The 24,966-nt window shown below is 68.7% G+C and carries 23 protein-coding genes; 10 read left to right on the top strand and 13 right to left on the bottom strand.

Annotated features, from left to right (window positions below; translation table 11 throughout):
• Positions 1-22: 22 nt before the first annotated feature.
• Entirely contained in the window at positions 23-1,243 is a 1,221-nt protein-coding gene (locus AB0E69_RS19455; RefSeq protein WP_360147301.1) for an ROK family transcriptional regulator, read from the top strand.
• On the opposite strand, the gene AB0E69_RS19460 is transcribed toward AB0E69_RS19455, so the two are convergent.
• The 6 genes from AB0E69_RS19460 to AB0E69_RS19485 are packed head-to-tail and all read right to left on the bottom strand — an operon-like array spanning position 1,233 to position 7,445.
• A complete protein-coding gene (locus tag AB0E69_RS19460) occupies positions 1,233-2,582 on the bottom strand; it encodes a GH1 family beta-glucosidase (RefSeq protein WP_360147304.1) in 1,350 nt (449 codons plus the stop codon). The genes AB0E69_RS19455 and AB0E69_RS19460 overlap by 11 nt on opposite strands.
• Positions 2,579-3,511, bottom strand: coding sequence for an aldo/keto reductase (locus tag AB0E69_RS19465; protein WP_360147307.1), 933 nt, complete (start codon positions 3,509-3,511; stop codon positions 2,579-2,581). The genes AB0E69_RS19460 and AB0E69_RS19465 overlap by 4 nt, the downstream gene beginning before the upstream one ends.
• A complete protein-coding gene (locus AB0E69_RS19470) occupies positions 3,508-4,314 on the bottom strand; it encodes a VOC family protein (RefSeq protein WP_360147310.1) in 807 nt (268 codons plus the stop codon). The genes AB0E69_RS19465 and AB0E69_RS19470 overlap by 4 nt, the downstream gene beginning before the upstream one ends.
• A 23-nt stretch (positions 4,315-4,337) precedes the next feature.
• Positions 4,338-5,165, bottom strand: a complete 828-nt coding sequence (locus AB0E69_RS19475; RefSeq protein ID WP_360147313.1) for a carbohydrate ABC transporter permease — start codon at positions 5,163-5,165, stop codon at positions 4,338-4,340.
• Positions 5,162-6,136: a sugar ABC transporter permease gene (locus AB0E69_RS19480; protein ID WP_360147316.1), complete on the bottom strand. Its 975-nt coding sequence runs from the start codon at positions 6,134-6,136 to the stop codon at positions 5,162-5,164. The genes AB0E69_RS19475 and AB0E69_RS19480 overlap by 4 nt, the downstream gene beginning before the upstream one ends.
• A gap of 4 nt (positions 6,137-6,140) precedes the next feature.
• On the bottom strand, positions 6,141-7,445 hold the full coding sequence (locus AB0E69_RS19485; RefSeq protein WP_360147319.1) for a sugar ABC transporter substrate-binding protein: 1,305 nt from the start codon (positions 7,443-7,445) through the stop codon (positions 6,141-6,143).
• Positions 7,446-7,597: 152 nt separating this feature from the next.
• Here AB0E69_RS19485 and zapE point away from each other — a divergent pair, with 152 nt between their 5' ends.
• Genes zapE through AB0E69_RS19500 form a run of 3 tightly spaced genes read left to right on the top strand, consistent with a single transcriptional unit; the run spans position 7,598 to position 10,338 of the window.
• Complete coding sequence (zapE, locus tag AB0E69_RS19490) at positions 7,598-8,968, top strand: cell division protein ZapE (RefSeq protein ID WP_360147322.1); 1,371 nt, start codon at positions 7,598-7,600, stop codon at positions 8,966-8,968.
• Between the two features lie 32 nt (positions 8,969-9,000).
• Entirely contained in the window at positions 9,001-9,444 is a 444-nt protein-coding gene (locus AB0E69_RS19495; RefSeq protein WP_360147325.1) for a hypothetical protein, read from the top strand.
• Between the two features lie 30 nt (positions 9,445-9,474).
• Positions 9,475-10,338, top strand: coding sequence for a polyphosphate kinase 2 family protein (locus tag AB0E69_RS19500; RefSeq protein ID WP_360147328.1), 864 nt, complete (start codon positions 9,475-9,477; stop codon positions 10,336-10,338).
• A 52-nt stretch (positions 10,339-10,390) separates the two neighbouring features.
• Here AB0E69_RS19500 and AB0E69_RS19505 read toward each other — a convergent pair whose 3' ends face one another.
• Both AB0E69_RS19505 and AB0E69_RS19510 read right to left on the bottom strand, forming a co-directional pair.
• Positions 10,391-11,461 carry a Clp protease N-terminal domain-containing protein gene (locus tag AB0E69_RS19505; protein ID WP_360147331.1) on the bottom strand — a complete coding sequence of 357 codons (1,071 nt, stop codon included), beginning with the start codon at positions 11,459-11,461 and terminating at the stop codon, positions 10,391-10,393.
• Complete coding sequence (locus AB0E69_RS19510; RefSeq protein ID WP_360147334.1) at positions 11,461-11,688, bottom strand: ribbon-helix-helix protein, CopG family; 228 nt, start codon at positions 11,686-11,688, stop codon at positions 11,461-11,463. The genes AB0E69_RS19505 and AB0E69_RS19510 overlap by 1 nt, the downstream gene beginning before the upstream one ends.
• An 81-nt stretch (positions 11,689-11,769) precedes the next feature.
• On the opposite strand from AB0E69_RS19510, the gene solA reads away from it, so the two are divergent.
• Positions 11,770-12,891, top strand: coding sequence for an N-methyl-L-tryptophan oxidase (solA, locus tag AB0E69_RS19515; protein ID WP_360147337.1), 1,122 nt, complete (start codon positions 11,770-11,772; stop codon positions 12,889-12,891).
• On the opposite strand, the gene AB0E69_RS19520 is transcribed toward solA, so the two are convergent.
• The 5 genes from AB0E69_RS19520 to AB0E69_RS19540 form a co-directional block, all read right to left on the bottom strand.
• Complete coding sequence (locus tag AB0E69_RS19520) at positions 12,888-13,682, bottom strand: sirohydrochlorin chelatase (RefSeq protein WP_360147340.1); 795 nt, start codon at positions 13,680-13,682, stop codon at positions 12,888-12,890. The genes solA and AB0E69_RS19520 overlap by 4 nt on opposite strands.
• Positions 13,679-14,965, bottom strand: coding sequence for a GTP-binding protein (locus tag AB0E69_RS19525; protein WP_360147343.1), 1,287 nt, complete (start codon positions 14,963-14,965; stop codon positions 13,679-13,681). Before AB0E69_RS19525 ends, AB0E69_RS19520 begins: the two co-directional genes overlap by 4 nt.
• Positions 14,965-15,879, bottom strand: coding sequence for a sulfate adenylyltransferase subunit CysD (gene cysD, locus AB0E69_RS19530; protein ID WP_360147346.1), 915 nt, complete (start codon positions 15,877-15,879; stop codon positions 14,965-14,967). Before cysD ends, AB0E69_RS19525 begins: the two co-directional genes overlap by 1 nt.
• On the bottom strand, positions 15,861-16,559 hold the full coding sequence (locus AB0E69_RS19535; RefSeq protein ID WP_360147349.1) for a phosphoadenylyl-sulfate reductase: 699 nt from the start codon (positions 16,557-16,559) through the stop codon (positions 15,861-15,863). The genes cysD and AB0E69_RS19535 overlap by 19 nt, the downstream gene beginning before the upstream one ends.
• A gap of 219 nt (positions 16,560-16,778) precedes the next feature.
• Positions 16,779-18,470, bottom strand: a complete 1,692-nt coding sequence (locus AB0E69_RS19540) for a nitrite/sulfite reductase (RefSeq protein WP_360147352.1) — start codon at positions 18,468-18,470, stop codon at positions 16,779-16,781.
• 411 nt (positions 18,471-18,881) lie between these two features.
• Here AB0E69_RS19540 and AB0E69_RS19545 point away from each other — a divergent pair, with 411 nt between their 5' ends.
• The 5 genes from AB0E69_RS19545 (at position 18,882) to AB0E69_RS19565 (ending at position 24,345) form a co-directional block, all read left to right on the top strand.
• Complete coding sequence (locus AB0E69_RS19545) at positions 18,882-19,448, top strand: winged helix-turn-helix domain-containing protein (RefSeq protein ID WP_360147355.1); 567 nt, start codon at positions 18,882-18,884, stop codon at positions 19,446-19,448.
• Entirely contained in the window at positions 19,445-20,644 is a 1,200-nt protein-coding gene (locus AB0E69_RS19550) for an MFS transporter (protein WP_360147358.1), read from the top strand. The genes AB0E69_RS19545 and AB0E69_RS19550 overlap by 4 nt, the downstream gene beginning before the upstream one ends.
• A gap of 159 nt (positions 20,645-20,803) precedes the next feature.
• On the top strand, positions 20,804-22,537 hold the full coding sequence (locus AB0E69_RS19555; RefSeq protein WP_360147361.1) for a glycoside hydrolase family 9 protein: 1,734 nt from the start codon (positions 20,804-20,806) through the stop codon (positions 22,535-22,537).
• A gap of 15 nt (positions 22,538-22,552) precedes the next feature.
• Positions 22,553-23,155, top strand: a complete 603-nt coding sequence (locus AB0E69_RS19560; protein ID WP_360147364.1) for a hypothetical protein — start codon at positions 22,553-22,555, stop codon at positions 23,153-23,155.
• A 14-nt stretch (positions 23,156-23,169) separates the two neighbouring features.
• Positions 23,170-24,345, top strand: coding sequence for an amidase (locus tag AB0E69_RS19565; RefSeq protein ID WP_360147367.1), 1,176 nt, complete (start codon positions 23,170-23,172; stop codon positions 24,343-24,345).
• Positions 24,346-24,966: the final 621 nt, after the last annotated feature.

Consider the following 24,966-nt stretch of genomic DNA (forward strand, 5'->3'; position numbering starts at 1 on the left):
TGCACAGCCAAGGGAGGGTGCCGTGGCAAAGGTTCTGAAGGGTGCGACCGCGCAGGAGACGCACAGCGCGATCCTGGACCTGATCCGGTCCAGCGGCACGGTGACCCGCGTCGACCTGGCCGACCGGTCCGGTCTGACCGGCGCCTCGATCTCCCGGGTGGTCAAGCAACTGCTCGCCGACGGCCTCATCATCGAGACCGGGTACGGCGACCCGACCGGCGGCAAGCGCGCAACGCTGCTGCAGTTCAACCCCCGCGCCCGGCACGCCGTCGGCATCTCGATCGACACCCCGAGCACGACGTACGTCGTCACCGACATGAGCGGCCGCGTCATCGAGCAGCTCCAGTCGCGCGGGATCGGCAAGGACGCGCCGGAGACCGCGGTCAAGCGGATCACCGACGAGCTCGAGGACCTGATCGTCAAGGCCGAGGTCGAGCCGTCGACGCTTGTCGGCGTCGGCGTCGCGCTGGCCGGTCGTCAGGGCCAGGGCGGGACGCGGTTGCTCCGGACCGACTCCGACAAGTACGCCTGGGAGCCGTTCGCGGTCCGGGACACCCTGCAGGCCGCCATCGACCACCCGATCGTGGTGGAGAACGACTCGACCTGCGCGGCCATCGGCGAGTTCTGGGCCGGCCGGATCCCGTCGGCCAACGACTTCGCCACCGTCTACATGGCAGCAGGTTTCGGCCTCGGCCTGGTGACGAACGGCGACGTGTACCGCGGCTCGTCCTCCAACGTCGGCGAGATCGGCCACATGGTGATCGACGTCGACGGTCCGCAGTGCTGGTGCGGTGGACAGGGCTGCCTGGAGAGCCTCGCGGCACCGGCCGCCGTCGTACGGCGTGCCGAGAAGGACGGAATGCTGGTCGGCCGGCTCGGACTGCGCGGGCGGCCGTTGTCCATCCGCTCGGACTTCGCCAAGATCGCCCGGCTCGCGGCGACCGGCGACGCCAGGTGCCTCAGCCTGATCGAGGAGTCCGCGACGTACCTCGCGAAGGCCCTGCTCTCGATCACGAACCTGCTCGACCTCAACCAGATCATCCTCGCCGGGCCCGGATTCAGCGAGGCGGGTGACATCTACGTCCGCACGGCAGCGGCGGAGATCAACCGGCTCTCGTTCATGCGCGCGATGCACCCGACCCGCGTCGAGCTGTCGAAGCTGGGCCCGAGCGCCGCAGCGCTCGGGGCTGCCTCATTGGTCCTGCACAGCCAGCTGACCCCGCACCAAAGAGTCAGTCGGTAAGAAAGTCCTTCAGCCACCGGCCGCTCTTCTTCACGACCCGTTCCTGCGTGGCGTAGTCGACGTACACGATGCCGAAGCGCCGGCTGTACCCCCACGCCCATTCGAAGTTGTCCAGCAGCGACCAGGCGAAGTACCCCTTCAGCGGGAAGCCTTCGGAGACCAGGTCGCGACAGACCGCGAGGTGCTGCTGCAGGTAGTCGAGCCGCTCGTCGTCCTCGACCGTGCCGTCGGCAGTCAGCTCGTCCGGGTACGCCGATCCATTCTCGGTCACGTACAGCGGCAGCTCGGGCGCGAGCTTGTTGATCGTGACCAGGATGTCGCGCAGGCCCGCGGCCTCGATAGGCCAGCCCATCTGGGTCCTCGGCAGACCGGTGTCGACGGCAACAACGTTCTCGCTGCCTGGCTGGGTGGACGGGCGCGGGTCCGAGACCGGGCCGTCCGGAGCGGCGACGGTGGTCGGGCAGTAGTAGTTCACGCCGATGAAGTCGAGCGGCGCCTTGATCACCTCGAGATCCGCCTCCTGCGCGGCGAACCACTCGGTGAGGCCGGTGTCCTCGAGAACATCGGCCGGATACGTTCCGGACAGCAGCGGATCCAGGAACATCCGGTTCCGCAGCCCGTCGATCCGGCGGGCGGCGTCGCGGTCCGCGGCCGACTCGGAGGCGGCGTGGATCGGCGCCGGGTTCAGCGCGATCCCGTACGTGCCCGCGTCCGACCGGATCGCCCGCAGCGCGAGGCCGTGGCCGAGCAGCAGGTGGTGGACCGCCTTGAGCGCGTCGGCGCCCTCGGTCCGCCCCGGCGCGTGCTCGCCGTTCCCGTACCCGAGGAACGCCGAGCACCACGGCTCGTTGAGCGTCATCCAGTGCGAGATCACGTCGGAGAGCGCGCTGTGCGTGATCCCGGCGTAGTCCCGGAAGCGTTCCGCCGTGTCCCGGACCAGCCAGCCGCCGGCGTCCTCGAGCGGCTGCGGGAGATCCCAGTGGTACAGCGTCGCGTACGGCGTGACGCCGTTCTCCAGGCACGTCTCGGCCAGCCGGCGGTAGAAGTCGAGACCCGCCTGGTTCGTGGCGCCCGAACCGTCCGGCACGATCCGCGGCCACGCGATCGAGAACCGGTACGCCGTCATCCCGAGATCGGCGAGCAACCGGATGTCGTCGCCGAAGCGGTGGTAGTGGTCGACCGCGACGTCGCCGGTGGTGCCGTCGGCGATCCGCCCCGGCGTGTGCGCGAACGTGTCCCAGATGCTCGGACCCCGCCCGTCGGTCGCGACCGCGCCCTCGACCTGGTACGACGCGGTCGCCGCACCGAACACGAAGCCCGCGGGGAAGCCATTCGTCACGTCGTCTCCTTCTCGACCCAGAACTGCTGCTGGGGAAGCAGACTACCTAACCGGTTAAGCAGCTCGTCGGGCAGGTCGGTCTCGAGCGCCTGGATGAGCGCATCGACGCGAGCCGGCTTGGTGATCCCGACGACCGTCCCGGTGATGTCCGGGTTGTCGACCGAGTGCCGCAGCGCCGCGGTGGCGAGGTCCGTGCCGTACTCGCGGCACGCCTTGTCCATCGCGGCGACCGCGTCGAGTACCTCGGCAGGCGCCTCGCGGTAGGCGTACTTCGTCGCGCCGGACGGGTTGGCCAGGATCCCTCCGCCGTAGACGGCTGCGTTGATCACCCCGATCCCGTCGTCGACCGCGCGTCGGAAGATCGCACCGGCCGAGTGGTCGACCAGGCTCCAGCGGTTGTGCACGAGGAGTACTTCGAAGCCGCCGAGGTCCAGGTAGCGGGACAGCTCGCGGGTATCGCCGCCGGCCAGGCCGAGATGCCCGATCTCGCCGTCCGCCTGCAGTTGCTTGAGCGTGTCCACGGCCTCCCGCATCCCGTCGAAGTCGTGGAACTCGGGGTCGTGCAGGTGGACGAGCGGGAGGTCGTCCAGGCCGAGCCGTTCCTTGCTCTCCGCGACACTGGCCCGGACTCGGGCGCCGGAGTAGTCGCCGTCGCGGGCGTCGACCTTGGTCGCGACCAGGAACCCGTCCGGCAGGCCGCCGTACTCGCGGATCGCCTGGCCGATGCGGAGCTCGCTCTCGCCGTCGCTGTACCCGTTCGAGGTGTCGATCCAGGAGATCGGGCTGTCGAACACCCGCAGTACCAGGTCGATCGCCTGCTGGCGGGTGACGTCGTACCCGAAGACCTGGGGCATGCTGCCGAGACCGCTGCCGCCGGCACAGACCGCGGACACAGTGAGGCCGGTGTTTCCGAGAGAGCGTTTCTTCATGCTTCAGAGCCTACGGACCCAGAGCCTACGGAGCCGTCGCTTACGGAGAAGGGGAAACCGTCGGGGTCGACGTACACCTTGGTGCCGTCGGGTGCGTTCTGCACCGGGAGGTCGGGCGGGTCGCCGGCGAGCTCGGCGTACGCGAAGCCGGCGACGTCGAGCTGCGGCGCGCGCTCGGACTTGGCGACCTCGTACGTGAAGACCTCGAGGACCGTGTCGCCGCCCTCGAGATAGCCGATGTGGAAGCCGCGGTCGTCGTGCGGCTGCTCGATCGTCCCGATGAACGAGAAGCCGTAGTTCCGGTCGTAGAACGCGCTGGTCGACTCGCGGTCCTCGATCGTGACCGCAATGTGGTCGAACCGCGGGCGCTGGGGTACGCCGAGAGCCCGCTCGTTGGCGACGCCGTCGGCATCCAGGACCTCGGCGTACTGCAGGTCGCCCTGGATCATCTCGAGCAGCGTGCCGTCCGGGTCGTAGAAGAAGCAGATCCGGACCGCGCCTTCCGCGTCGAGGGGGTCGAGCTTGAACTCGACGCCGCCGGCCTTGAGTACGTCGGCGCGCTCGTCGAGCCGGTCGACCTTGAAGCCGAGGTGCCGGAAACCCTTCTGCAGGTCGTCCGGGGACCAGGTGGTGTGGTCGCGGCCGTTGCCGACGGCCCGCAGCTCGATCGTCGCCGTGACGGCGTCCAGGACGGCGCGCTCCGCCGTCGGCGCACCGACGACCTCGAGCTCGAGGAACCGGGCGTAGTACTCGACCGAGCGCTGGACATCGGTGCAGTTGACCACGACGTTCTTGATCGGCATTCGGCTCTCTTTCAGAGTGGAAGTTAGTTCTTGACGGCGCCGAGCATCATCCCGGCGACGAACTGCCGCTGCATCCGGACGTAGACGATCACGACCGGGACGACGGACAGCGTGAGACCGGCGGTGAGCGCCGGCCAGTTGGTCGAGTACTGACCCATCAGCGTGAACAGCACCGGCTGCAGGGGGAGCGAGTCGGTGTCCCGCAGGACCGTGTTCGCGATCAGGAACTCGTTCCAGGTCTGGAGGAACTGGAAGATCACCACGGTCGCGATCCCGGGCCGGGTCAGCGGCAGGATCACCCGGCGGAAGATTGTCAGCTCGCTGCCGCCGTCCACCCGGGCGGCCTCGATCAGCTCGTCCGGGAGGGTCTGGAAGAACGCGCGCATCAGGAACATCGAGAACGGTGCGGATCCGGAGATGTAGAGGATCACCAGGCCGGTCTGCGAGTCGAGCAGCCCGAGCGACTTGAGCTCCAGGTAGAGCGGGATGATCAGCGCCGTCGACGGCATCATCAGCGTGGTCAGCAGCAGCACGAAGAGGGTGTTCCGGAACGGGAAGTCGAGCTTCGCGAACGCGTACCCGCTGAGCGTGGAGAACACCAGGACGCCGGCCACGGTGACCGAGGTGATCCAGAGACTGTTCCAGAAGTGCAGCGGGAACTCGATCGACGTCCAGACGCTGCTGTACGCCTTGAAGCTGAAGCTCCGCGGGATGATCGGGCCGTTGAAGATCGTGTTCTGGTCGCGCAGCGACGTGAGCAGCATCCACACGAACGGGAACGCCATCAGCACGCAGAACGGCAGCAGCACGAACGTCGCGAAGCCCTTGCCCAGCCAGCCTCGGCCCGTCATCGGTCCGCCCTCCGGGTCAGCCACAGCTGGGCGATCACCGCGAGCGTGCAGAGCACCATCGTCACCACGCTGAAGGCGCTCGCGTACCCGAGCTGCGGGAGCGCGCCCGACGTCGTACCGAAGGCCAGCGAGTACAGGTAGGTGCCGAGCACCTCGCTGGCGTGGTTGGGTCCGCCGCCGGTCATCACGAAGATCACGTCGAACGCCTTGAACCCGTTGAGCAGGCCGAGGCTGACGACCAGTCCGGTGACCACCCGCAGGCTCGGCACCGTGATGTGCCGGAACTGCTGTACGGCGTTGGCGCCGTCCATCGCGGCCGCCTCGTACAGGTTCGGGTCGATGCCCTGGATGCCGGCGAAGTAGATCAGCATGTTGAAGCCGATCCCGCCCCAGACCGTGACCACGACGATCGCCCACAGCACGGTGTTGTGGGCGGCCAGCCAGGGATGCTGGAGGCTGTCCAGGCCGATCGCGCCGAGCAGCTTGTTGAGCGTGCCGATGTTCGGGTCGTAGATCAGCTTCCAGAGCACGGCGGACACCACGAACGAGACGATCCCGGGGATGAACAGGATGGTCCGGACGACGATGCCGACCTTGGTCCAGATCACGTTCACCAGCACCGCGGTGACCAGGCCGAGGAACGTCAGTACGACCGTCGTCACGCCGGTGAGCAGCAGCGTGACGAGCATCGCCCGGCGCGCGATCGGGTCGCTCAGCATCCGGGTGTAGTTGTCGAACTGGACGAACCGCGGCGACCCGAACCCGCCCCACGCGGTCAGGCTCAGGTACGCCGTGTAGAGGATCGGCCAGAGCACGAAGATCAGGAACAGCACGAACGTCGGGGCCATGAACAGGTACCCGGCGATCCGCTGCGACCGTCGGAGCGGCGAACCGAACCCGTACGACGGTCGTTGCGGCCGCGGTGCCGCCACCGCGGGTCTACCGGCCTTGCTCGACAGGGCTGTCGCCATCCGATCAGCCACCCTTGGCGTTCAGGACCGCCTGCTGCATCGCCTTGGCGACCGCCTCCGGCTCACCTGAGCCGTCGAAGATCTTCGCCAGCGGGTCGCCGGCCGCGGTCGAGCCGGGGCCGAACGGGATGTGCGGGCAGCCGTCGCCGTCCGTGAGCCAGGACGTCATCTGCTTCATGATCGGCAGCTCGATCCGGCCCGCCGCGCTCTTCGTCGCCGGCATCGACTTCGAGTCGTTCATGGTGGGGGAGTACTGGTCCGCGGAGTACAAGAACTTGATGAACTCGAGCGCGGCGTCCTTGTTCTTGCTGGTCTCCGAGACCGCCCAGCCGGCGCCGGCCTGGTTCGCGGTCCAGTGCCGCTTGCCCGGGGCGATCGCCGGGGTCTTCATCACCTTGTACTTCTTGTTGAAGGCCGGGGTCGCGTTCTTGCTCAGGCCCTGCGGCGTCCAGCTGCCGTCGAACAGCATCGCGGACTTCTCCGTGTAGTACAGCTGCGGCGCCTGGTCGCCGCTGGTGCCCGTCGTACCGGGCTGGAAGACGCCGGCCTTGACTAGCTTCAGCTGCAGCTCGATCGCCTGGACGACCTTCGGGTCCTCGTACGTCGCGCCGTCCTTCAGCTGATCGAGCTTCAGGTAGAAGGTCGGGTCGTCGGCAACTTGCGTGACGAGTGGAAGGAAGAAGTCCAGCGAGCTCGTCGTCGGGTTGCAGCTCAGCGCCACCGGGTGCTTGCCGGTCTTGCTCCGGATCTTGGCCGCGGCCGCGATCAGGTCGTCCCAGGTCTCGATCTCGTCCTCGCCGACCCCGGCCGCCTTCAGCAGGTCGGGGTTGTAGAAGAGGCCGAAGGTCTGCGCCATCCAGCCGATCGCGTACTGCTTGCCGTCCAGGGTGTACTCCTGGTTGGCCGAGTCGAAGAAGTCCTTCAGGAAGTCGTCGCCGAGCTCCTTCTTCAGGTCGGCCGAGATGCCGCCGGTGCCGTACGTCAGGGCCCGCGTGTGCGGCGCGAAGATCTCCGGTACGTCGCCACCCGCGACCGCGGCCTGGAGGGCCGGCAGGTACTGGTCCGGGGTGCCGAAGATCCGGTTCTCGATCTTGATGTTGCTGTGCGCCGCCTCGAACTTCTCGATCAGCTTCGGGAACTGGTCCTCCTGATCGGTGTACCAGGACCACATCCGGACCACGGCCTTCCCGCCGCTGGTGCTACCGCCCCCGCTGTCACTGCCACCGCAGGCGGCCAGCAGCGGACCCACGCCGAGCGCACCTGCCGCTCCCTTGAGTACCGTCCGCCGCCGCACGTGCTGTTCGCCCATCGGAGACTCCTCGTCGTCCGCCTCAGAAATCCATATCCAACTTCCTAACTGAAAGTAAGAAAGTGGTCAAGGCCACAGCGGGGTTTCCGGAATTTCCCGCGCGATCCGGATGACCCCGATCCGGAACCGGTCTCGCGCCCTAGGGTTGGAGCATGGTTGTGCGGTTGAGTGAGCGCTGGCCGGAGGTGAGCGCGGACCGGCTGCTGTCGGAGTGCGTGCCGCCACCGCGGTTTGCTGATGTCCGGCTTGCTACTTACATCCCAAACCCCGACGAACCGTCCCAGTCCGAGGCTTTAGCCGCACTGGAGGAGCATGCGGCGCGGCTCAGTCACCCGCGGCCGGCACCCTCGCTGTGGTCCCGCCTCCTGGGCCGCGAAAACCAGAACGAACGGGGGGCCGGACCCGGTGGGCGCGGGTTTGATGGGCGTGGGTCCGGCGGGTCTGGCGGGCGCGGGGCCGGCGGGAGGACGGGCGGTGGGTCCGGCGGGTCTGGCGGGTCTGGCGGGTCTGGCGGGTCTGGCGGGGTCGGTGGGGTCGGTGGGGGTGGGGCTGGTGGGAGTTCGGTGCCGTTGGCTGGAGAGCGGCCGGGGGCTTCGCTGTGGTCGGGTGCGCTGGGCCGCGGGAAATCGAACGGGAGGGGGCCGAGCACCGTGCTCGGGTCGGGTCGGGCTGGTGGGCGTGGGCTCGGTGGGGGTGGTGGGCGTGGGTCTGGTGGTGGGGTGGGTGGGCGGCGGGCGGGGGTTTATTTGGATGGGGGTTTTGGGGTCGGGAAGACGCATTTGCTGGCTTCGTTGTGGCATGAGGCTGTGGGGCTGAAGATGTACTGCACGTTTGTGGAGTTGACCAACCTGGTGGGGGCGCTGGGGATGGCGGCCGCGGTGCAGGCGTTGTCGGGGTATCGGTTGGTTTGTATTGATGAGTTCGAGTTGGATGATCCGGGGGACACGATGTTGATCTCCCGCTTGCTGGGGCAGCTGGTGGGGGCTGGTGTGGAGTTGGCGGCTACCTCCAACACGTTGCCGGACAAGCTGGGTGAGGGGCGGTTCCAGGCGGCGGACTTCCTGCGCGAGATCCAGGCGCTGGCGGCGCATTTCGACGTACGGCGGATCGACGGGCCGGACTATCGGCACCGTGGTTTGCCCAGCGCGCCCGAACCCTTGGCGGATGAGGAGGTCGAGCGGCGGGCCGGCGAGTTGGCCAACGCCTCCTGCGATCACTTCGTTGATCTTCATCGGCACCTCGCCGAGCTGCATCCGAGTAAGTACGGCGCCCTGCTCGACGGCGTCGAGACCGTCGGGATCACCGACATCCGGCCGCTGACCGACGAGAACGTTGCCCTCCGGATGGTCGTGCTCGCCGACCGCATGTACGACCGGAACCTCCCGCTGCTCGCCGGCGGCGTACCGCTCGATCAGTTGTTCTCGGCAGAGATGCTCAAGGGCGGCTACCGGAAGAAGTACCTCCGCGCGCTCTCCCGGTTGATCGCACTGACGCGCCAGTCAACCGGTGACGCAATTGCCTGACGCAAGCACCCCCGGTGTGCATGATGTGAACCATGGTGACGACGCGGCGCGCTGCTTGGACCTGGCTGGTCGTGGGGATCGTGCTCGGACTCTGCCGCGCAGTGATCGCGCTGCGGGCGGCGCAGGACGTCGACTTCCGGTTCATCTGGGCCCGGGACGAGGGCGAGTTCGCGCTGATGGAGATCGTCGCCGGCGTGGTCGCCCTTGCTCTGATCGCGATCGGCGGCGCGGGCCTCGGTGGCGGGCGCTGGCTGGTGCGGGCAGCGGCGTACCTCGGCGGCACCATGCTGCTCACCTTCGCCGCGATCATGACCGGCATCGCGTACTACGAGGACTCGGCCTGCGCCGGCCATGACGAAGACTGCTACTCGATCCTCGGCGGCTTCCTCTGGGGCGCCGTCGCAGTCGCGGTCTGCTTGGTCGCCATCGCAGTCATCGAGCTGGCCCGGTGGCGACACAGACGGCAAGCACGCTGATCCAGGTGCGGGATGAGGCACGATAGGCAGATGGCCAAGCAGAAGAAGGGACAGAAGGCGGCGGATCTGCGCGAGCAGCTCCGGGTGCCGACGGGTCCGGTCGATCTGACGTCGTACGACACGCGCGCCACGCCCGGGTTCGACGGGAGCAAGGACGACGGGAAGGCCGCGCTGGACGACCTCGGCGCCGAAGTATCCGACTGGCAGGAGCGGCTGTTCGCCGAGGGGCGCAAAGGCGGAGAGCGCAGCATCCTCCTCGTCCTGCAGGGGATGGACACGTCCGGCAAGGGCGGTGTGATCCGGCACGGCGCGGGGCTGATGGACCCGCAGGGCCTGAAGATCACCTCGTTCAAGGCCCCGACGCCGGCCGAGAAGCGCCGCGGGTTCCTGTGGCGGATCCGCCAGGCGGTGCCGGACCACGGGATGATCGGGATCTTCGACCGCTCGCACTACGAGGACGTCCTGATCGCCCGGGTGCGCAACCTGGTCCCCCCGAACGTCTGGGAGAAGCGCTACGACCAGATCAACGAGTTCGAGGCCGAGCTCGCGGCGAGCGGCGTCACGCTGCTGAAGTGCTACCTGCACATCTCGGCCGAGGAGCAGAAGGCGCGCCTCGAGGCGCGGCTCGACGACCCGACCAAGCACTGGAAGTACAACCCGGGCGACGTCGACGAGCGGAAGCTCTGGCCGGACTACATGGACGCGTACCACGCCGCGATCGAGCGCTGCAGCACGCCGCAGGCGCCCTGGTACGTGATCCCGAGCGACCGCAAGTGGTACCGCAACTGGGCCGTCACCACGATCCTGAGCGAGACCCTGAAGTCGCTGAACCCGGAGTGGCCCGAGGCCGATTTCGACGTCGAAGCCGAGAAGAAACGCCTCGCCGAAACCTGAGCCGGCGCGGTCCCGGAGCCACAGCCAAAGCCGGAGCTCTGAGGTGGGGACGTCAGCTGTCGGGGTCGATGTCGTGCTTGCGGAGCAGGTCGCGGAGGTGGGCGACCTGCTCGTGCAGGCGCTCGTTCTCGTCCAGTACGGCGTTCAGCTCCGCGATCAGGTGATGCCGCCGGCCGAACGTGGCCCAGTTGGCCGACTCGTCGGCGACCAGGTTGTCCAGGACGGTCTCGGCCCGCTGCCGCCGGTTGATCCACGCCTCCAGCCGGTTGCGGACGTCGTCCGGATCGGCCGTGAGTCTGGTCAGGATCTGCCCGCCGACACCGTCTCCGTCGCGCAGGATCCCGAGCAGCAGATGCTCGGTGCCGACCTGGTCGGCGCCCCGCTCCCGGCACTCGCCCCAAGCGAACTCGAAGACGCTCTTCGCCCGCGGCGTGAACGGAATCGACCCCACGCCCTCGGCCTTTCCGCGCCCGATGATTTCCACCACCAGGCCCCGGACCGCAGGCGCCTGGATCCCCAGGCCGGCGAGCACCCGAGCCGCGATCCCGTCACCCTCCTCGATCACGCCGAGGAGCAGGTGTTCGGTCCCGACGTACGCATGCTGAAGCCTCCGCGCCTCTTCCTGCGCGAGCACGACCACCCGCCGCGCCGGGTCACTGAACCGTTCGTACATGTCGACTCCCCTCCACCACTCCACTTCGATGTCCGCGGTGATGTCGAGCCGCAGGACGTCCGCGACCTCCTCTGACGTCACCGGCTGGTAGTGCAGACGGCTGCGGACGAAGTTCCCGACCTCGCGGTCCGTCGCCTGCCGCGACGTGATCCGGTCGAGCAGCTCATCGACCTCCGACACCGGCTCCAAGTCCAGATCGGCCCGGTTCAGCGAGAGGAACTGCAGCACCACCGCGACCGCCACGACTCGATTCGCCCCGTCGAACGGCCGCCGCCGTACCAACCCCGCCAGCAGGACCCCCGCCGACTCCGCCAGGCCACTGGTCAGCCGTACGCCGTCCAGCACCCGCTCCACCGCGTCCAGATCAGTCCGTCGTACGGCGTCCTCCGAGTCGCACTGCAGCACCCGCGCGGCGATCGCGAGCACGTCGTACGGACCCAGGTATCGCATCAGTCGTCACCCCGGAGCCGCCGCAACGACTCCTCGTGCCGCGTCAGGTTCTCCTCCAGCAACCGGCTGAACTGCGCGTCCTGCCGCCGCTGGTCCACCAGCGCCGCGATCGCCTCCCGCGCGACGTCCGACACCGACCGCCCCTCCACCGAAGCCACCGTCTGCAACCGCTCGGCCAACTCCGGATCGAGCCGCAACAGAATGTTCTTCGTCGCATCCTTCGCCATGGATATCAAGATATCACGCTAGCCGTGTCCGGTCGGTGGGCACCGGGAGACGTCGGTCGGGGAATGCGGAAGGGTGGAGCAATGCACGCGGACGTGGTGGTCGTAGGGCTGGGAGCGTTCGGGTCGGCGGCGCTCTGGCGGTTGGCGGCGCGGGGATTGAACGTCGTGGGGGTCGAGCGGCAGGCGATCGGGCATGCGTTCGGGTCTTCGCACGGTACGACGAGGCTGTTCCGGGTGGCCTGTATGGAGCATCCGGGGTTGACGGCGATCGCGCGGAAGTCGCTGGAGCTGTGGACCGCCCTGGGCGAGCAGACGGGCGAGACGTACGTGCGGCAGACCGGTTCGCTCAATGTGGGTGGGCCGACGAGTCGGCCGGTGAAGGGCGCTCAGCTGGCGGCTGCGGGTGGGGCGCCGACGATGGATCTCACCCATGAGGAGCTGAAGGCGAAGTACCCGCAGTACAACCTGGAGCCGGGTGAGGTGGCGGTCTGGGATCCGGGGGCGGGGATCTGTTATGCGGAGCGAACGGTCAAGGCGCAGGTGGCTGAGGCGGAGCGGCTGGGCGCGACCGTCTATCCGCACACGATGGTGACCGCGATCGAGGCCGGTGCCGAGAAGGTGACCGTCCGGACGCCGACGATCGAGATCGAGGCCGATCAGGTCGTCGTGTGCGGGGGAGCCTGGTTGCGCAATCTGGTGCCGGGCCTGCCGCTGGAGCCCCGGCGGACGCCGTTGTTCTGGTTCCAGGCGATGGATCCGGACTCGGAGGCGTTCCGGCTGAGCAACTTCCCGTCGTTCATCTGGGAGTTCGCCGACGGGCGCGGCCTCTGGGGACACGGCTCCGACGAGGGGTTCGGGGTCAAGCTCGGGCTCGACGGCGGCCGCGCCGAGACCGGTTTCGACGCCGACGACCTCGATCGGTACATCCGCCCGCTCGACGACATCGCCGAGCTCGCGTCCGCGGTTCACCGGGCGTTTCCGGGGCTGGACCCGGCGCCGGTGAAGGCGATCCCGTGCATGGTGACGGACTCCCCGGACGGACAGTTCCTGGTCGGGCGGTACGACGACCGCGTGCTGATCGGCGGTGGCGACAGCGGCCACGGCTTCAAGCACTGCGCCGGCATCGGCGAATTGTTGGCCCAGGCAACGACAAAGGAGACGCCCTACACGGACGTCTCCTTCATCGACCCACAGAGGTTTTAGGCCGTGCGGACAAGCTCCGGGCGGGCGATGACCGTGCGCGGAGCGGGCTCGAGGGTGAGCAGGTCGAGGCCGGCGACGCCGTAGCGGAGCAAGACCAGGCGGGCGACCTCGTCGCTCACACCGAGCGGTTGCGAGATCGCGACCGCACCGGCCTGGCGCGACGTCGACGCCGACCGGTCCGGGAGTACGCCGGGCGCGAGGAACAGCGAGCCGACCGCGACGTGCCGGCGACCCTCCAGACGCCACTGGAGTACCGCCTCGGCCGGCGACGGGGACGCGGCGCAGACGAACGCCGCGGTGACCGGGAGCTTGTGCCGCTGACCCCACAACCGCGCCAGCCGGGTGACGCTCGCGTTCGCGTGCGAGTCGCTCGATCCGGCGGCCGCCAGCACCAGCGCGTCCAGCTCGCGGACCCGCCCGTCCTTCAGCTCGGCCCGCATCCGGCGATCGAGTACGTCGAGCAGCGTCGCGTCGTACCCGAGCACGTCGGAGGCGATGATCCGCAGCCCGGGGAATCGCGAGCGGGCCTCGTCGACGACGGCCGGGACGTCGATCCGTGCGTGGAACGCGGCCGACAGCAGCAGCGGCAGGACGACGACTTCCTCCACACCCTCGGCGGCGAGCTTGCCGATCACCTGGTACGGCGTGGGCGGGCAGTGGTCGAGGAAGGAGGCTTCGATCCGCAGGTCGCCACGCATCCGCCGCAGGCACTTCACGAGGGAGTGGACGGTGGCGGCCGAGCGCGGGTCGCGGCTGCCGTGGGCGAGGATCACAAGTGCTGGAGCAGTCACAGCGGTTCCCCTTCTTCGTCGTCGATCATGCCGGCCGCGAGCGTCCACCCGTCGTGGGCGTCGATGAGCAGGAACGATCCGGTGATGGTGTTGCGGGAGTACGGGTCGGCGGCGAGTGGTGCGGCGATCTTGAGTTGCACCTTGCCGATGTCGTTCAGGCCGAGCTCGGTGGCGTCGATGACTCCGAGCGTGTCGAGGTCCAGCGCGCCGGTGATCTTGGTGACGATCGCCTGCGCGGTGGTCGTGGTGTGCTTGATCAGCACCCGGGCCCCGACGATGAGGGGCCGGTCGGACAGCCAGCTGACGGTCGCTGCGAGTTCGCGGCGGGTGCCGGGGGAGGCGTCCGCGGCGACGATGACCGAGCCACGGGCCACGTCGAGGTCGTCGGCGAGCCGGACCGTGACCGCTTCACCGGCGACCGCGGACGGCCGCTCGACGACAGCGGTCGAGGTCGCGGTGACGACGGGGCGGTCGATGCCGGCGATCGAGGTACGGCGTCCCGCGGGCAGCACGATCACCTGGTCGCCGACCGTGACGGTGCCGGAGGCAACGGTTCCGGTGTAGCCGCGGTAGTCGCGGTACTGGTCATCGGTCTGCGGCCGGATCACGTACTGCACCGGGAACCGCAGCGGCTGCTGGGAGTTGTCGATCCGGCCGGTGGCGTTCTCCAGGACCTCGAGCAGCGTCGGGCCGTCGTACCAGGCGGTCTGTGTCGATCGGTCGACCACGTTGTCCCCGACGAGCGCGGACACCGGGATGGCCTGGATGTCGGCGATGCCGAGCTGGTCGGCGACCTCGTTGACGTCCTTGGCGATCTTGGTGAACACGGCCTCGTCGTAGCCGACCAGGTCGATCTTGTTGACCGCGAGGACCACGTGCGGGACCCGGAGCAGCCCAGCCACAGCCAAGTGGCGGCGAGTCTGCTCGAGGACGCCGTGCCGGGCGTCGACCAGGATGATGACCACGTCGGCGGTGGATGCGCCGGTCACGGTGTTGCGGGTGTACTGCACATGGCCGGGGCAGTCGGCGAGGATGAACGAGCGCTTCGAGGTGGCGAAGTACCGGTAGGCGACGTCGATGGTGATGCCTTGCTCGCGTTCGGCGCGCAGGCCGTCGGTGAGGAGGGCGAAGTCGAAGTCACCGCCGCGGGCCTCGGACACGGTCTTCACGTGCGCGATCTGGTCGGCGAGGATCGCCTTGCAGTCGTGCAGCAGCCGCCCGACCAGGGTCGACTTGCCGTCGTCCACCGAGCCGGCCGTTGCCAGCCGCAACAGGGTGCTCATCAGAAGTACCCCTCTCGTTTGCGGTCTTCCATGGCGGCCTCGCTGGCCCGGTCGTCGGCGCGGGTGGCGCCGCGTTCGGTGATCTCGCTGGCGGCGACCTCGACGACGACGTCGGCCGCGGTCGTAGCCAGCGAGGCGACCGCGCCGGTGCAGGACATGTCACCGACGGTCCGGTAGCGGACGGTGCGCTTGGCAACGGTTTCGCCGGACCGCGGCTTCGAGTAGGGGCCGACGGCAAGCAGCATGCCGTCGCGCTCGAACACGTCGCGTTCGTGTGCGTAGTAGATCGACGGCAGCTCGATGCCTTCGCGCTCGATGTAGTTCCAGATGTCGAGCTCGGTCCAGTTCGACAGCGGGAACACCCGCACGTGTTCACCGGGCCGGTGCTTGCCGTTGTACAGCGACCACAGCTCAGGCCGCTGGTTGCGCGGGTCCCACTGGCCGAACTCGTCGCGCAGGCTGTAGATCCGCTCCTTGGCCCGGGCCCGCTCCTCGTCGCGTCGGCCACCGCCGAAGACCGCGTCGAACCGGTGGCTGTTGATGGCGTCGAGCAACGGAATGGTTTGCAGCTGGTTGCGTGTCCCGTCGGTCCGCTCCCGCAACCGGCCGTCGGCGATGTAGTCCTCGACGAGCGCGACCTCGAGCCGCAGCCCGAGCTGCTGTACGACGTTGTCGCGGTAGGCCAGTACTTCGGGGAAGTTGTGCCCGGTGTCGACGTGCAGCAACGTGAACGGCAGCCCGGCCGGCGAGAACGCCTTCCGCGCCAGGTGCAGCATCACGATCGAGTCCTTGCCACCGGAGAACAGGATCACCGGCCGCTCGAACTCCGCCGCCACCTCCCGAAACACGAAGATCGACTCGCTCTCCAGCGCGTCGAGCTCGGTCACCGTGGCGTTCACGTGTGCAACCCGCATTCGACCTTGCCCGTGCCGGCCCAGCGGCCGCTGCGCGGGTCCTCGCCAGGCGCGACGCGCTGCGTGCACGGCTCGCAGCCGATCGACGGGTAGCCGTCGTACTGCAGCAGGTTGACGAGTACGCCGTTGTCCTGGATGTAGTTGTCCAGGTCGTCCTGCGTCCAGGGCGCGATCGGGTTGAGCTTCACCATGTCGCGCTTCTCGTCGTACTCGACGACGGGCGTGTTGGCGCGGGTCGGCGCCTCCTCGCGGCGGATGCCGGTGACCCACGCCTTGTAGCCGGACAGGTACCGGTTGAGCGGCTCGACCTTGCGCAGCGCGCAGCACTTGTTCGGATCGCGGTCGTGCAGCTTCTCGCCGTACTCCGCGTCCTGCTCCGCAACCGTCTGCAGCGGGGTGGCGTTGATCAGCGTGATCGGCAGCGTCGCGGCGACCGCGTCCCGGGTGCCGATCGTCTCGGCGAAGTGGTAGCCGGTGTCGAGGAACAGTACGTCGACCCCAGGCGCGGCCTGCGCCGCGAGGTGGGGGAGTGCGCCGTCGGCCATCGAGGCGGTCACGACGAGCTCGTCACCGAACGTCTCCCGCGCCCACGCCAGGACCTCGACGGCCGTGGCGTCGGCGAGCCGTTCGTTCGCCTCCTCGGCGAGCGTCTTCAAGTCAGCGCTTGTTTGAGGAGTCATTCCACATTCACCCGCAGTCCGATCATCTTCAGCTGGAACACCCGTGCGCACGGCCGGCACTCCCAAGCGCCATGACCTTCTTCGGAGGGCCGGAGGTCCTCGTCCCCGCAGTACGGGCAGTACAGAGGTGCCGCACGCTCGCTCATCGCCGTCCTCGCTTCGCTGCGGCGGCGATGAGCGATGCGCTGCTGTGCTTATTGGTGAACTCGCTTCGCTCGTTCACGTAAGTGCCTCCTCATCCGCACGGGTGACCCACTGGGCGAAGCGCTCGCCCTCGTTGCGCTCCTTGAGGTAGTTCTGGGTGACGCGCTCGACGTAGTCGGTGAGGCCGTCCGCGGTGACCTTGTGACCGCGAAGCTTGCGGCCGAACCCGGCGTCGAGCCCGAGGCCGCCGCCGAGGTGCACCTGGTAACCCGGCACCTGCTTGCCGTTGGCATCCATCACCAGCTGGCCCTTGAGGCCGATGTCCGCGGTCTGGATCCGGGCGCACGAGTTCGGGCAGCCGTTCAGGTTCACGGTGATCGGTACGTCGAGCTCCGGGATCCGCTCCTCGAGCTCCTCGATCAACCGCGCGGCCTTCGCCTTGGTCTCGACGATCGCGAGCTTGCAGAACTCGATCCCGGTGCAGGCCATCGTGTTCCGCCGCCAACCGGACGGGTTCGCCTGGAACCCGAGCGCGTCGAGCTCGGCGACCAGCGAGTCGACCCGCGACTCCTCGACGTCCAGCACGAGCAGCTTCTGCTGCGGGGTGGTCCGGATCCGGTTCGACCCGTGCGCCGCGACCACGTCCGCGACCTTGGCCAGCGACGTACCGGAGACCCGGCCGACGACCGGCGCGACGCCGACGAAGTACTTGCCGTCCTGCTGCTTGTGCACGCCGATGTGGTCGCCCTGGACCGCCGGTACCTCGGGAGCCGGGCCGTCGATCAGCTTCCGCTTGAGGTACTTCTCCTCGAGCACCTCACGGAACTTCTCCACACCCCAGTCCGCCAGCAGGAACTTCAGCCGCGCCCGGGTCCGCAGCCGGCGGTACCCGTAGTCGCGGAAGATGCTGGTCACGCCCCACCACGCCTCGGCCACCTCGTCGCGCGGGATCCAGGTCCCGAGCCGCTGCGCGAGCATCGGGTTCGTCGAGAGGCCGCCACCCACCCAGAGGTCGAAGCCCGGTCCGTGCTCGGGGTGCACGACGCCGACGAACGCGATGTCGTTCACCTCCGGTACGACGTCGTGCGACGGGTGCCCGGTCAGGGCGGTCTTGAACTTCCGCGGCAGGTTCGAGAACTCGTCCGAGCCGATGTACTTCGAGACGATCTCCTCGATGGCCGGCGTCGGGTCGATGATCTCGTCCGCGGCGATCCCCGCGACCGGGCTGGCGATGACCACCCGCGGTACGTCGCCGCAGGCCTCGGTCGTGTACAGACCGACAGCCTCGAGCCGCTCCCAGATCGCCGGCACGTCCTCGATCCGGATCCAGTGCAGCTGGATGTTCTGCCGGTCGGTGATGTCGGCGGTGTCCCGCGCGTACGTCGTGGACAGCTCGGCGATCACCCGGAGCTGCTCGGCGGTCAGCTGCCCGCCCTCGACCCGGACCCGCATCATGAAGTAGCGGTCGTCCAGCTCTTCCGGCTCGAGCGTCGCGGTCTTGCCGCCGTCGATCCCCGGCTTGCGCTGGGTGTAGAGCCCCCACCAGCGGAACCGGCCGCGGAGGTCGGCGGGGTCGATCGAGTCGAACCCCGCGCGCGCGTAGACGTTCTCGATCCGGGCCCGGACGTTCAGGCCGTCGTCGTTCTTCTTGTTCTCCTCGTTCTTGTTCAGCGGCTCGCGGTAGCCGAGCGCCCACTGGCCTTCGCCCTTGCCCTTGCGGGGCCGGGCCGGTTTGCGGGCAGCCGGAGAGGTGACGCCAGCAGTCATCGGGGGCGTGTCCTTGTCCTAGTGACAGGTGCTCACCGGGGTGCGGCGGGATCGAAGCGTCGTCGGTTCGATGCGTTCCGCGCGGTGCGCACCCAGCGGTGATCGGGAGGGATCAGGGGCCGTCGTGGCCCGGGCATGGGTCGCTGTCAGAACATCGAAGGACAACAGATGGCGCTGCGCATCCGCCCGAGGTCGACATGGATGCGACCTACGAGGTGGGTGGATCGGGCAGCGAGCATGTCCACAAGCGTCAGCGCGACCGGCCGGTAAAGCAACTCCCATTCCTACATCCTGAGACTCGATCTCATGATGTGGCTATGTCTACCTGCGCGGTGGTGATTGTTCCGCGCTCGGAACAGGTTCCACAAGAATTCTTGCGCAAGAGTTCTTGTGGAAGCTAAGGTGCTCCGCATGACACCCGCGAACCGGCGTGCGACGACCCCCTCGGTGATCGCCGCCATCCACCACCCACTGCGACGACGGTTGCTCGACCTGCTCGGCGTCGAGGGTCCCGCGACCGCCTCGCAGCTCGCCGAGCGGACCGGCGAACTGGTCGGCAACATCAGCCACCACCTGAAGGTCCTGGCCGCGGCCGAGGTCATCGTGGAGGCGCCCGAGCTGGCGAAGAACCGGCGCGAGCGTTGGTGGCGCAGTGCGCCCCGGTCGTACAGCTGGTCGGTCGCCGACGCCGAGGGCGAACCTGCCGGCGAGCTGATCGCCACGGTGTCCGAGGAGAGGAACGTCACATACCACGCGGACAAGGTCCGGCAGTGGTTCGACATCCGATCGGAGTACGGCGAGGAGTGGGTGCGAGCCGCCTTCGCGAGCGACAGCTGGCTGCGGCTCACCCCCGAACGGCTGGTCGAGCTGTCCGAGCGGATCGGGGACCTGATCCAGGAGTACTACCGGGATCCGTCGACCGAGCCGTCGGCGGAGTCGGTCTACTTCTTCGCCCACGGCGTACCGGCGCGCCCATGAGCGAGTCGATCGCGGTCCTGCCTCCCCTCCGCCGGGACCGCCGCGTGCAGGCCTGGGTCCTGTCCAGCGCGGTCTCCGAGGCTGGGGACCTCGCTTGGTACGTCGGCCTCGCGTGGAGCGCCGCCCAGGTCACGTCACCGGCCGGTGTCGGCCTGGTGATGGGTATCGGTGCCCTGCCGCGCGCGTTGTTCCTGCTGTTCGGCGGCGCGCTGGCCGACCGGCTGGACGGCCGCCGCACGATGATCGCCGCGAACTTCGGACGCATCGCCGTCCTCGTCGCCGCTGCGGTCGTGGTGGCCTCGACCGGAGTGTCGCTGCCGTTGCTGCTCACGGTCGCGGTCGTCTTCGGCGCGGTCGACGCGTTGTACAACCCGGCCTCCGGCACGCTGCCACGTCGGATGGTGCGGCCAGACGACCTGGTTCCCTTGGCGGCCGGGCGGCAGTTGGCCAACCGGCTGGCCGTGTTCGTCGGCGCACCGCTGGGTGGTTTGCTGGTCGCGCACGGCGGCCTGCTGACAGTGATGGTCGTCGATGCGATCTCGTTCGGGGTGATCGCGCTGGTGCTTGCGCTCGTGGTCCGGCCACGCTTCCCGCAGCCGCCGGCCAGCGGGAAGTCGATCCGTCGTGATCTGGCGGCCGGATTCGGTTACCTGCGACGGGACGTGGCCGCGCGCACCCTGGTGATCGCTCTCTTCGGGCTCAACCTCTGCGTCGGTCCGGTGCTGGCCGTCGGCCTGGTCCAGCGGGTGCACGGGAGCGGCTGGGGACCGGGCGCGCTCGGCTGGTTCCAGGCCTGCTCCGGGATCTCCGCCGCCGTCGGTGCGCTCGTGGCCATGCGCTGGAAGCCGTCGCGGCCGGCGCGGATCGGGCTGCTCGTGCTGATCGTCCAGGCCGCCGGCTGCGTGATGATCGGCTCGGTTCCGCGGTTGGCGGTATTCGTCGCGATGGCGATGATCGGATGCACCGCCGGTCTCGCGTCGGCGTTGTTGTCCGGCGCGTTCCAGCAGACGATCGATCCCGCCTTCCTCGGTCGGACCTCGAGCATCGTCAGCCTGTCCGACGACGGGCTGATGCCCGCGGCGATGGCGGGCTTCGGTGCGCTCATCTCGCTGACCGGCGTCGCCACCGCCTGCGCGCTGATCGGCGGCCTCTTCGCGGCGCTGATGGTGTGGTCGGCCTCCCGGCTGCGGACCTGAGGTCTGTACGGCGTGCGGCTGCTGCGCTACGGTCCGATCGGTAATAGGAAACTTTCCTAACGGTTGGGCCGGAGGGAGACAATCGTGAGGTCGTGGCGTCGGGCGGTCGCTCTGGTGGCGGCGGGTTTGGTGGTGGGGCCGGGTTTGGTAGTGGGGCCGGTGACTTCTGCAGGGGCGGCGACCGGCGGGTTGGTGCGGGTCAACCAGCTCGGGTACGGCGCCTTCGACGGCAAGGCGGCGTACGTGATGACGACCGCGGCGGCGACGGGTGCGCGCTACCGAGTGGTCGATCGGTACGGGCATCGAGTGCTCAGCGGCCAGGTCGGGAACGACGCGGGGGAGTGGAACGCTTCCTACCCGCACGTGTACCAGCTGGATCTTTCCGCCCTGAAGATCCCGGGGACCTACCGGCTCGAAGTACCCGGCGTGGCGTCGTCGTCGTTCGAGATCCGAGCCTCGTCGCGCAGGTTGGCGACGGGTGCCAAGGACACGGCCGTTCGGTTCTTCACGGCGCAGCGGGACACCGCGCACCGCAACGATGCGCACGCGTCGTTCTACGCGATCCCGAAGTTCGTGGATCCGGACAGCGACCAGACGGTCGGTGAGCTGCAGAAGATCGGCGGTCCGGTCGACGCGACGGGCGGTTGGTACGACGCCGGTGACTACCTCAAGTTCACCCACATCGCGGCGTACTCGGAATCGTTGCTCTGGGCATCGGTCCGGCAGGATCGCGATCCGAAGGTGCTCGCCGAGGCACGCCACGGCCTGAGCTGGCTGGACAAGATGTGGGACGGGAAGACGAAGACCCTGTACATCCAGGTCGGGGTTGGCGCGGGCAACGACAGCGAGACGTACATCGGTGACCACGACATCTGGCGGCTGCCTGGTGTCGACGACCACCTCACCGATCCGTCGGAGCGGTTCCTCCGCAACCGTCCGGTGTTCCGCGCCGCTCCACCTGGCAAGCCGATCAGCCCGAACCTCGCCGGCCGTACTGCGGCTGCTTTCGCGCTCGCCGCTCAGGTCGAGACCGATCCGCGGGCGGCGCGCAAGCACCTCGAGACCGCGGCGCAGATCTATGCGCAGGCGCAGACGACCAACGTGAAACAGTTGGTGACGTCGTTGCCGTTCGCGTTCTACCCGGAGTCGGCCTGGCGGGACGACCTCGAGCTGGGCGCGACCGAGCTCGCGCTCGCGGCGAAACGGCTAGGGGATCACCGCGCGTCGGGTTGGCTGCAGCAGGCCGGGTACTGGGCCGCGCAGTATCTCCAGCACGAGGCCGGAGGGGACACACTGAACCTGTACGACGTGAGCGCGTTGGCGCACGCGGATCTGATCAGGGCGGCGCGGACTGATCGGCCGCTCGTTCGCAAGCTGGTCGGGGATCTGCGGGCGCAGCTCGAGGTCGGCGCGTCGCGGGCGGCGGCGGATCCGTTCCGGGCGGGAGCGCAGTACGACAACTTCGACGCCGTACCGCACACGTTCGGGCTGGCTGCCACCGCGCGGCTGTATCGATCGGTGACCGGGGATCGGCGGTACGACGCCTTTGGTCAGCAGCAGCTGGACTGGGCGTTCGGCGCGAACGCGTGGGGTGTGTCGTTCATGATCGGGGTCGGGCAGAACTACGAGCGGTGCCCGCACCACCAGATCGCGAACATCACCGGCCGGCAACTCACCGGTGCCGTGGTGAACGGGCCGAACGGCGCCGACCTGTTCGAGGACGGTCTCGACGGCTACCTCGACGGGATGAAGTCGTGCCCGGCCGACGGGTCGGACCGGTACGAGGGGCTGACCGGCCACGGGTCGCGGTACGTCGACGACGTACGGTCCTGGCAGACGGCCGAGCCGGCCGACGACTTCGCCGCGATCGCCGTCTACGCGCTGACCAGGTGACGTAAACTCACGCGGGTGGCCGGCTGGGAAGACGTCGACGAATTCATCCTCGGCAACGTCGCTCGCCCGGCCACCCGCACGCACAACCAGCTCGAGTTCGGGCCGAACGCGATTCGGCCCCGTCAAGGTCTGAACGACGACCGGGTCCTCGAGCCCTACGCGTACGTCGGCCCCGAGCGCACGCTCTACCTGGACGCGGAGCTCACCCAACTCCTCTGCGCTGTGGTGCAAACCGCCGAGCACGGGTGGGAGGTGCAGGATGCCGGCGGTGCGGTGATCGGCACCATCACCCGCATCGTGCCCAGGCGCGCGCTGCTGCGGCCCAACTGGCAGATCGAACAACCCGGCCATCCGCCGGTCGTCGGCCGCACCGAATGGCTGACAGGCAGCCCCGGCCGCCTGGCCGCCAAGGCCGCCTCCCGCCTGATCGTCGGCATGCTCGACGGCATGACCGGCATCGGCGACGAGGGCGGCGACCAGCCGACCAAATCCCGCACACTCGAATGGCGCACCCACGAAGAACTGGTCATGGTCTCCGAAGCCACGTCCATCCACCTCACCACCACCACCTGGCTCGACCGCCGCCTCCCCTTCGCCTACGCCCTCCTCGCCGAATGACGCGGACCGGCCGAATGCCTGGGAGGAGGTCTGCGCTGGGGATTGGTGCTGCTGTTCGGGCCGGGGCGATTAGTGCGGTGGAGGTTGTTGAGGAGGCGATCGCGGCTGCTCGGCGGCTTGATCCGGTGTTGCATTTTCTTGAGGGGCTGGATGTTCGCGGCGCCCGGGCGGCGGCTCGGCGGGTTGACGGGGGTTTGCTGGCGGGGGTTCCGTTTTTGATCAAGGTTCGGACGCCGGTGGAGTCGCCGCTGGTCGAGCGGTTGGTTGCTGCTGGAGCTGTTCCGATCGGATGGTCTACGCGGGCTCGTCCGGGGGCTCGGTCGCAGACCTTCGGGTGGAACGGAACCGACTACACCCGCAATCCGTGGGATCTGACCCGCTCACCAGGCGGGTCCACCGCCGGCGGGGCAGCTGCAGTTGCCGCGGGCGTCGTACCGCTGGCGACCGGTGGGGACAGCGGTGGATCGCTCCGGATCCCAGCATCCTTCTGTGGAGTCGTCGGCTTCAAAGGCACGTACGGACGCATCCCGCGCCCGAGCCGTGGCCTCGGCGGCCTGGTCACCGCAGGCGTGATCGGCGCGAATCTCGACGACGTCATCATCGCCACCAGCATCGCCACCGGCTCGCACCGCCTCGACCCCGCAGCGCTTCCACTCTGGCCAGTCCCCACCACCCCGGACCGACCGTGGCGCGTCGCCTACCATTCAACCCTCGGCGTACCACCTGTTGACCCGGCCGTCGACCGAGTCATCCGCGACCGTCTCGCCGCCACCGGCCTCGAGGTCATCGACGTACCACTGGAGCTGCAACCGACAGAGGACGCCTGGCTTCCGCTCTCGGGACTCGACAACGGGCGCGGCATCGACCCGGCGGCCGCGAATCGGGCGCGTGAGGTCCGCGACCACAACAACATCGCCCTCGCAGACCTCTTCACGCAAGTCGACGCGCTCGTGACGCCTACTACTTTGACCGTTGCCCACGGCTACGATCAGCACGATGAAACCATCGTCACCGGCGATCCGTGCTGGGTGTTCAACGTGACCGGTCACCCGGCGGTCAGCGTGCCGGCCGGTCGCGCGGACGGTCTGCCGGTGGGCCTCCAGGTGGTCGCCCCGCACGGCTCGGACGACGTCGCGCTGGCCGTCGCTCGTCGCCTCCTGGTTGACCTGCCGGTCCCGCCCGTCCACTGACTTTTGGCCTGGTCACGTCCGTGACCCGGTAGTGGTCATAGCGTGTGATGCTCGCGGGAGGTTCGACGAGTGAGGACACCAGGTGGCGGAAGCTGATCAGATCCTCGAGGAGGTGCGGCGGTCTCTCGTCCAGTTGGTCCAGCAGATGATGGTGATAGCGGAGCGATTAGCCGCGGAGGTCGAACAGTTCCGCAGGACGCTGGATCAGCAGGCGCCGGGGATGCGCGCCACGATCCAGCGGTACCCTGTCGCCGAGGTACCCGGCCGGCTCGATGCCACCCACCGAGGCTGGGAGGCCGGCTCCGCCCGGTTCGTGCGTGGCGTCAACCGGAGCCGCCCGGCGTACTCCGACCCCCGTATCCAGATCGCCGCCGACCGCTACCACAGCCACCTGAGCCAACTCAGCTCAGTCCTCAGCAGACAGGCCCAGCAAGCATCTCGCACCTCCACGATCCCCGCCCCCACCACCACACCCCGCCAACCCGCCACCCCACCACAATCGCGTACCACGCAGCAGCCTCGCACCGCGTCAACGCAACCGCCTCGTACGGCGTCAGCGCAACCGCCGCGCACCGCGTCAGCGCAACCGCCCCGCACGGCGTCAACGCAACCGCCTCGTAC

The sequence above is a fragment of the Kribbella sp. NPDC026611 genome (genome assembly GCF_040638345.1).
Taxonomy (GTDB): Bacteria; Actinomycetota; Actinomycetes; order Propionibacteriales; family Kribbellaceae; genus Kribbella.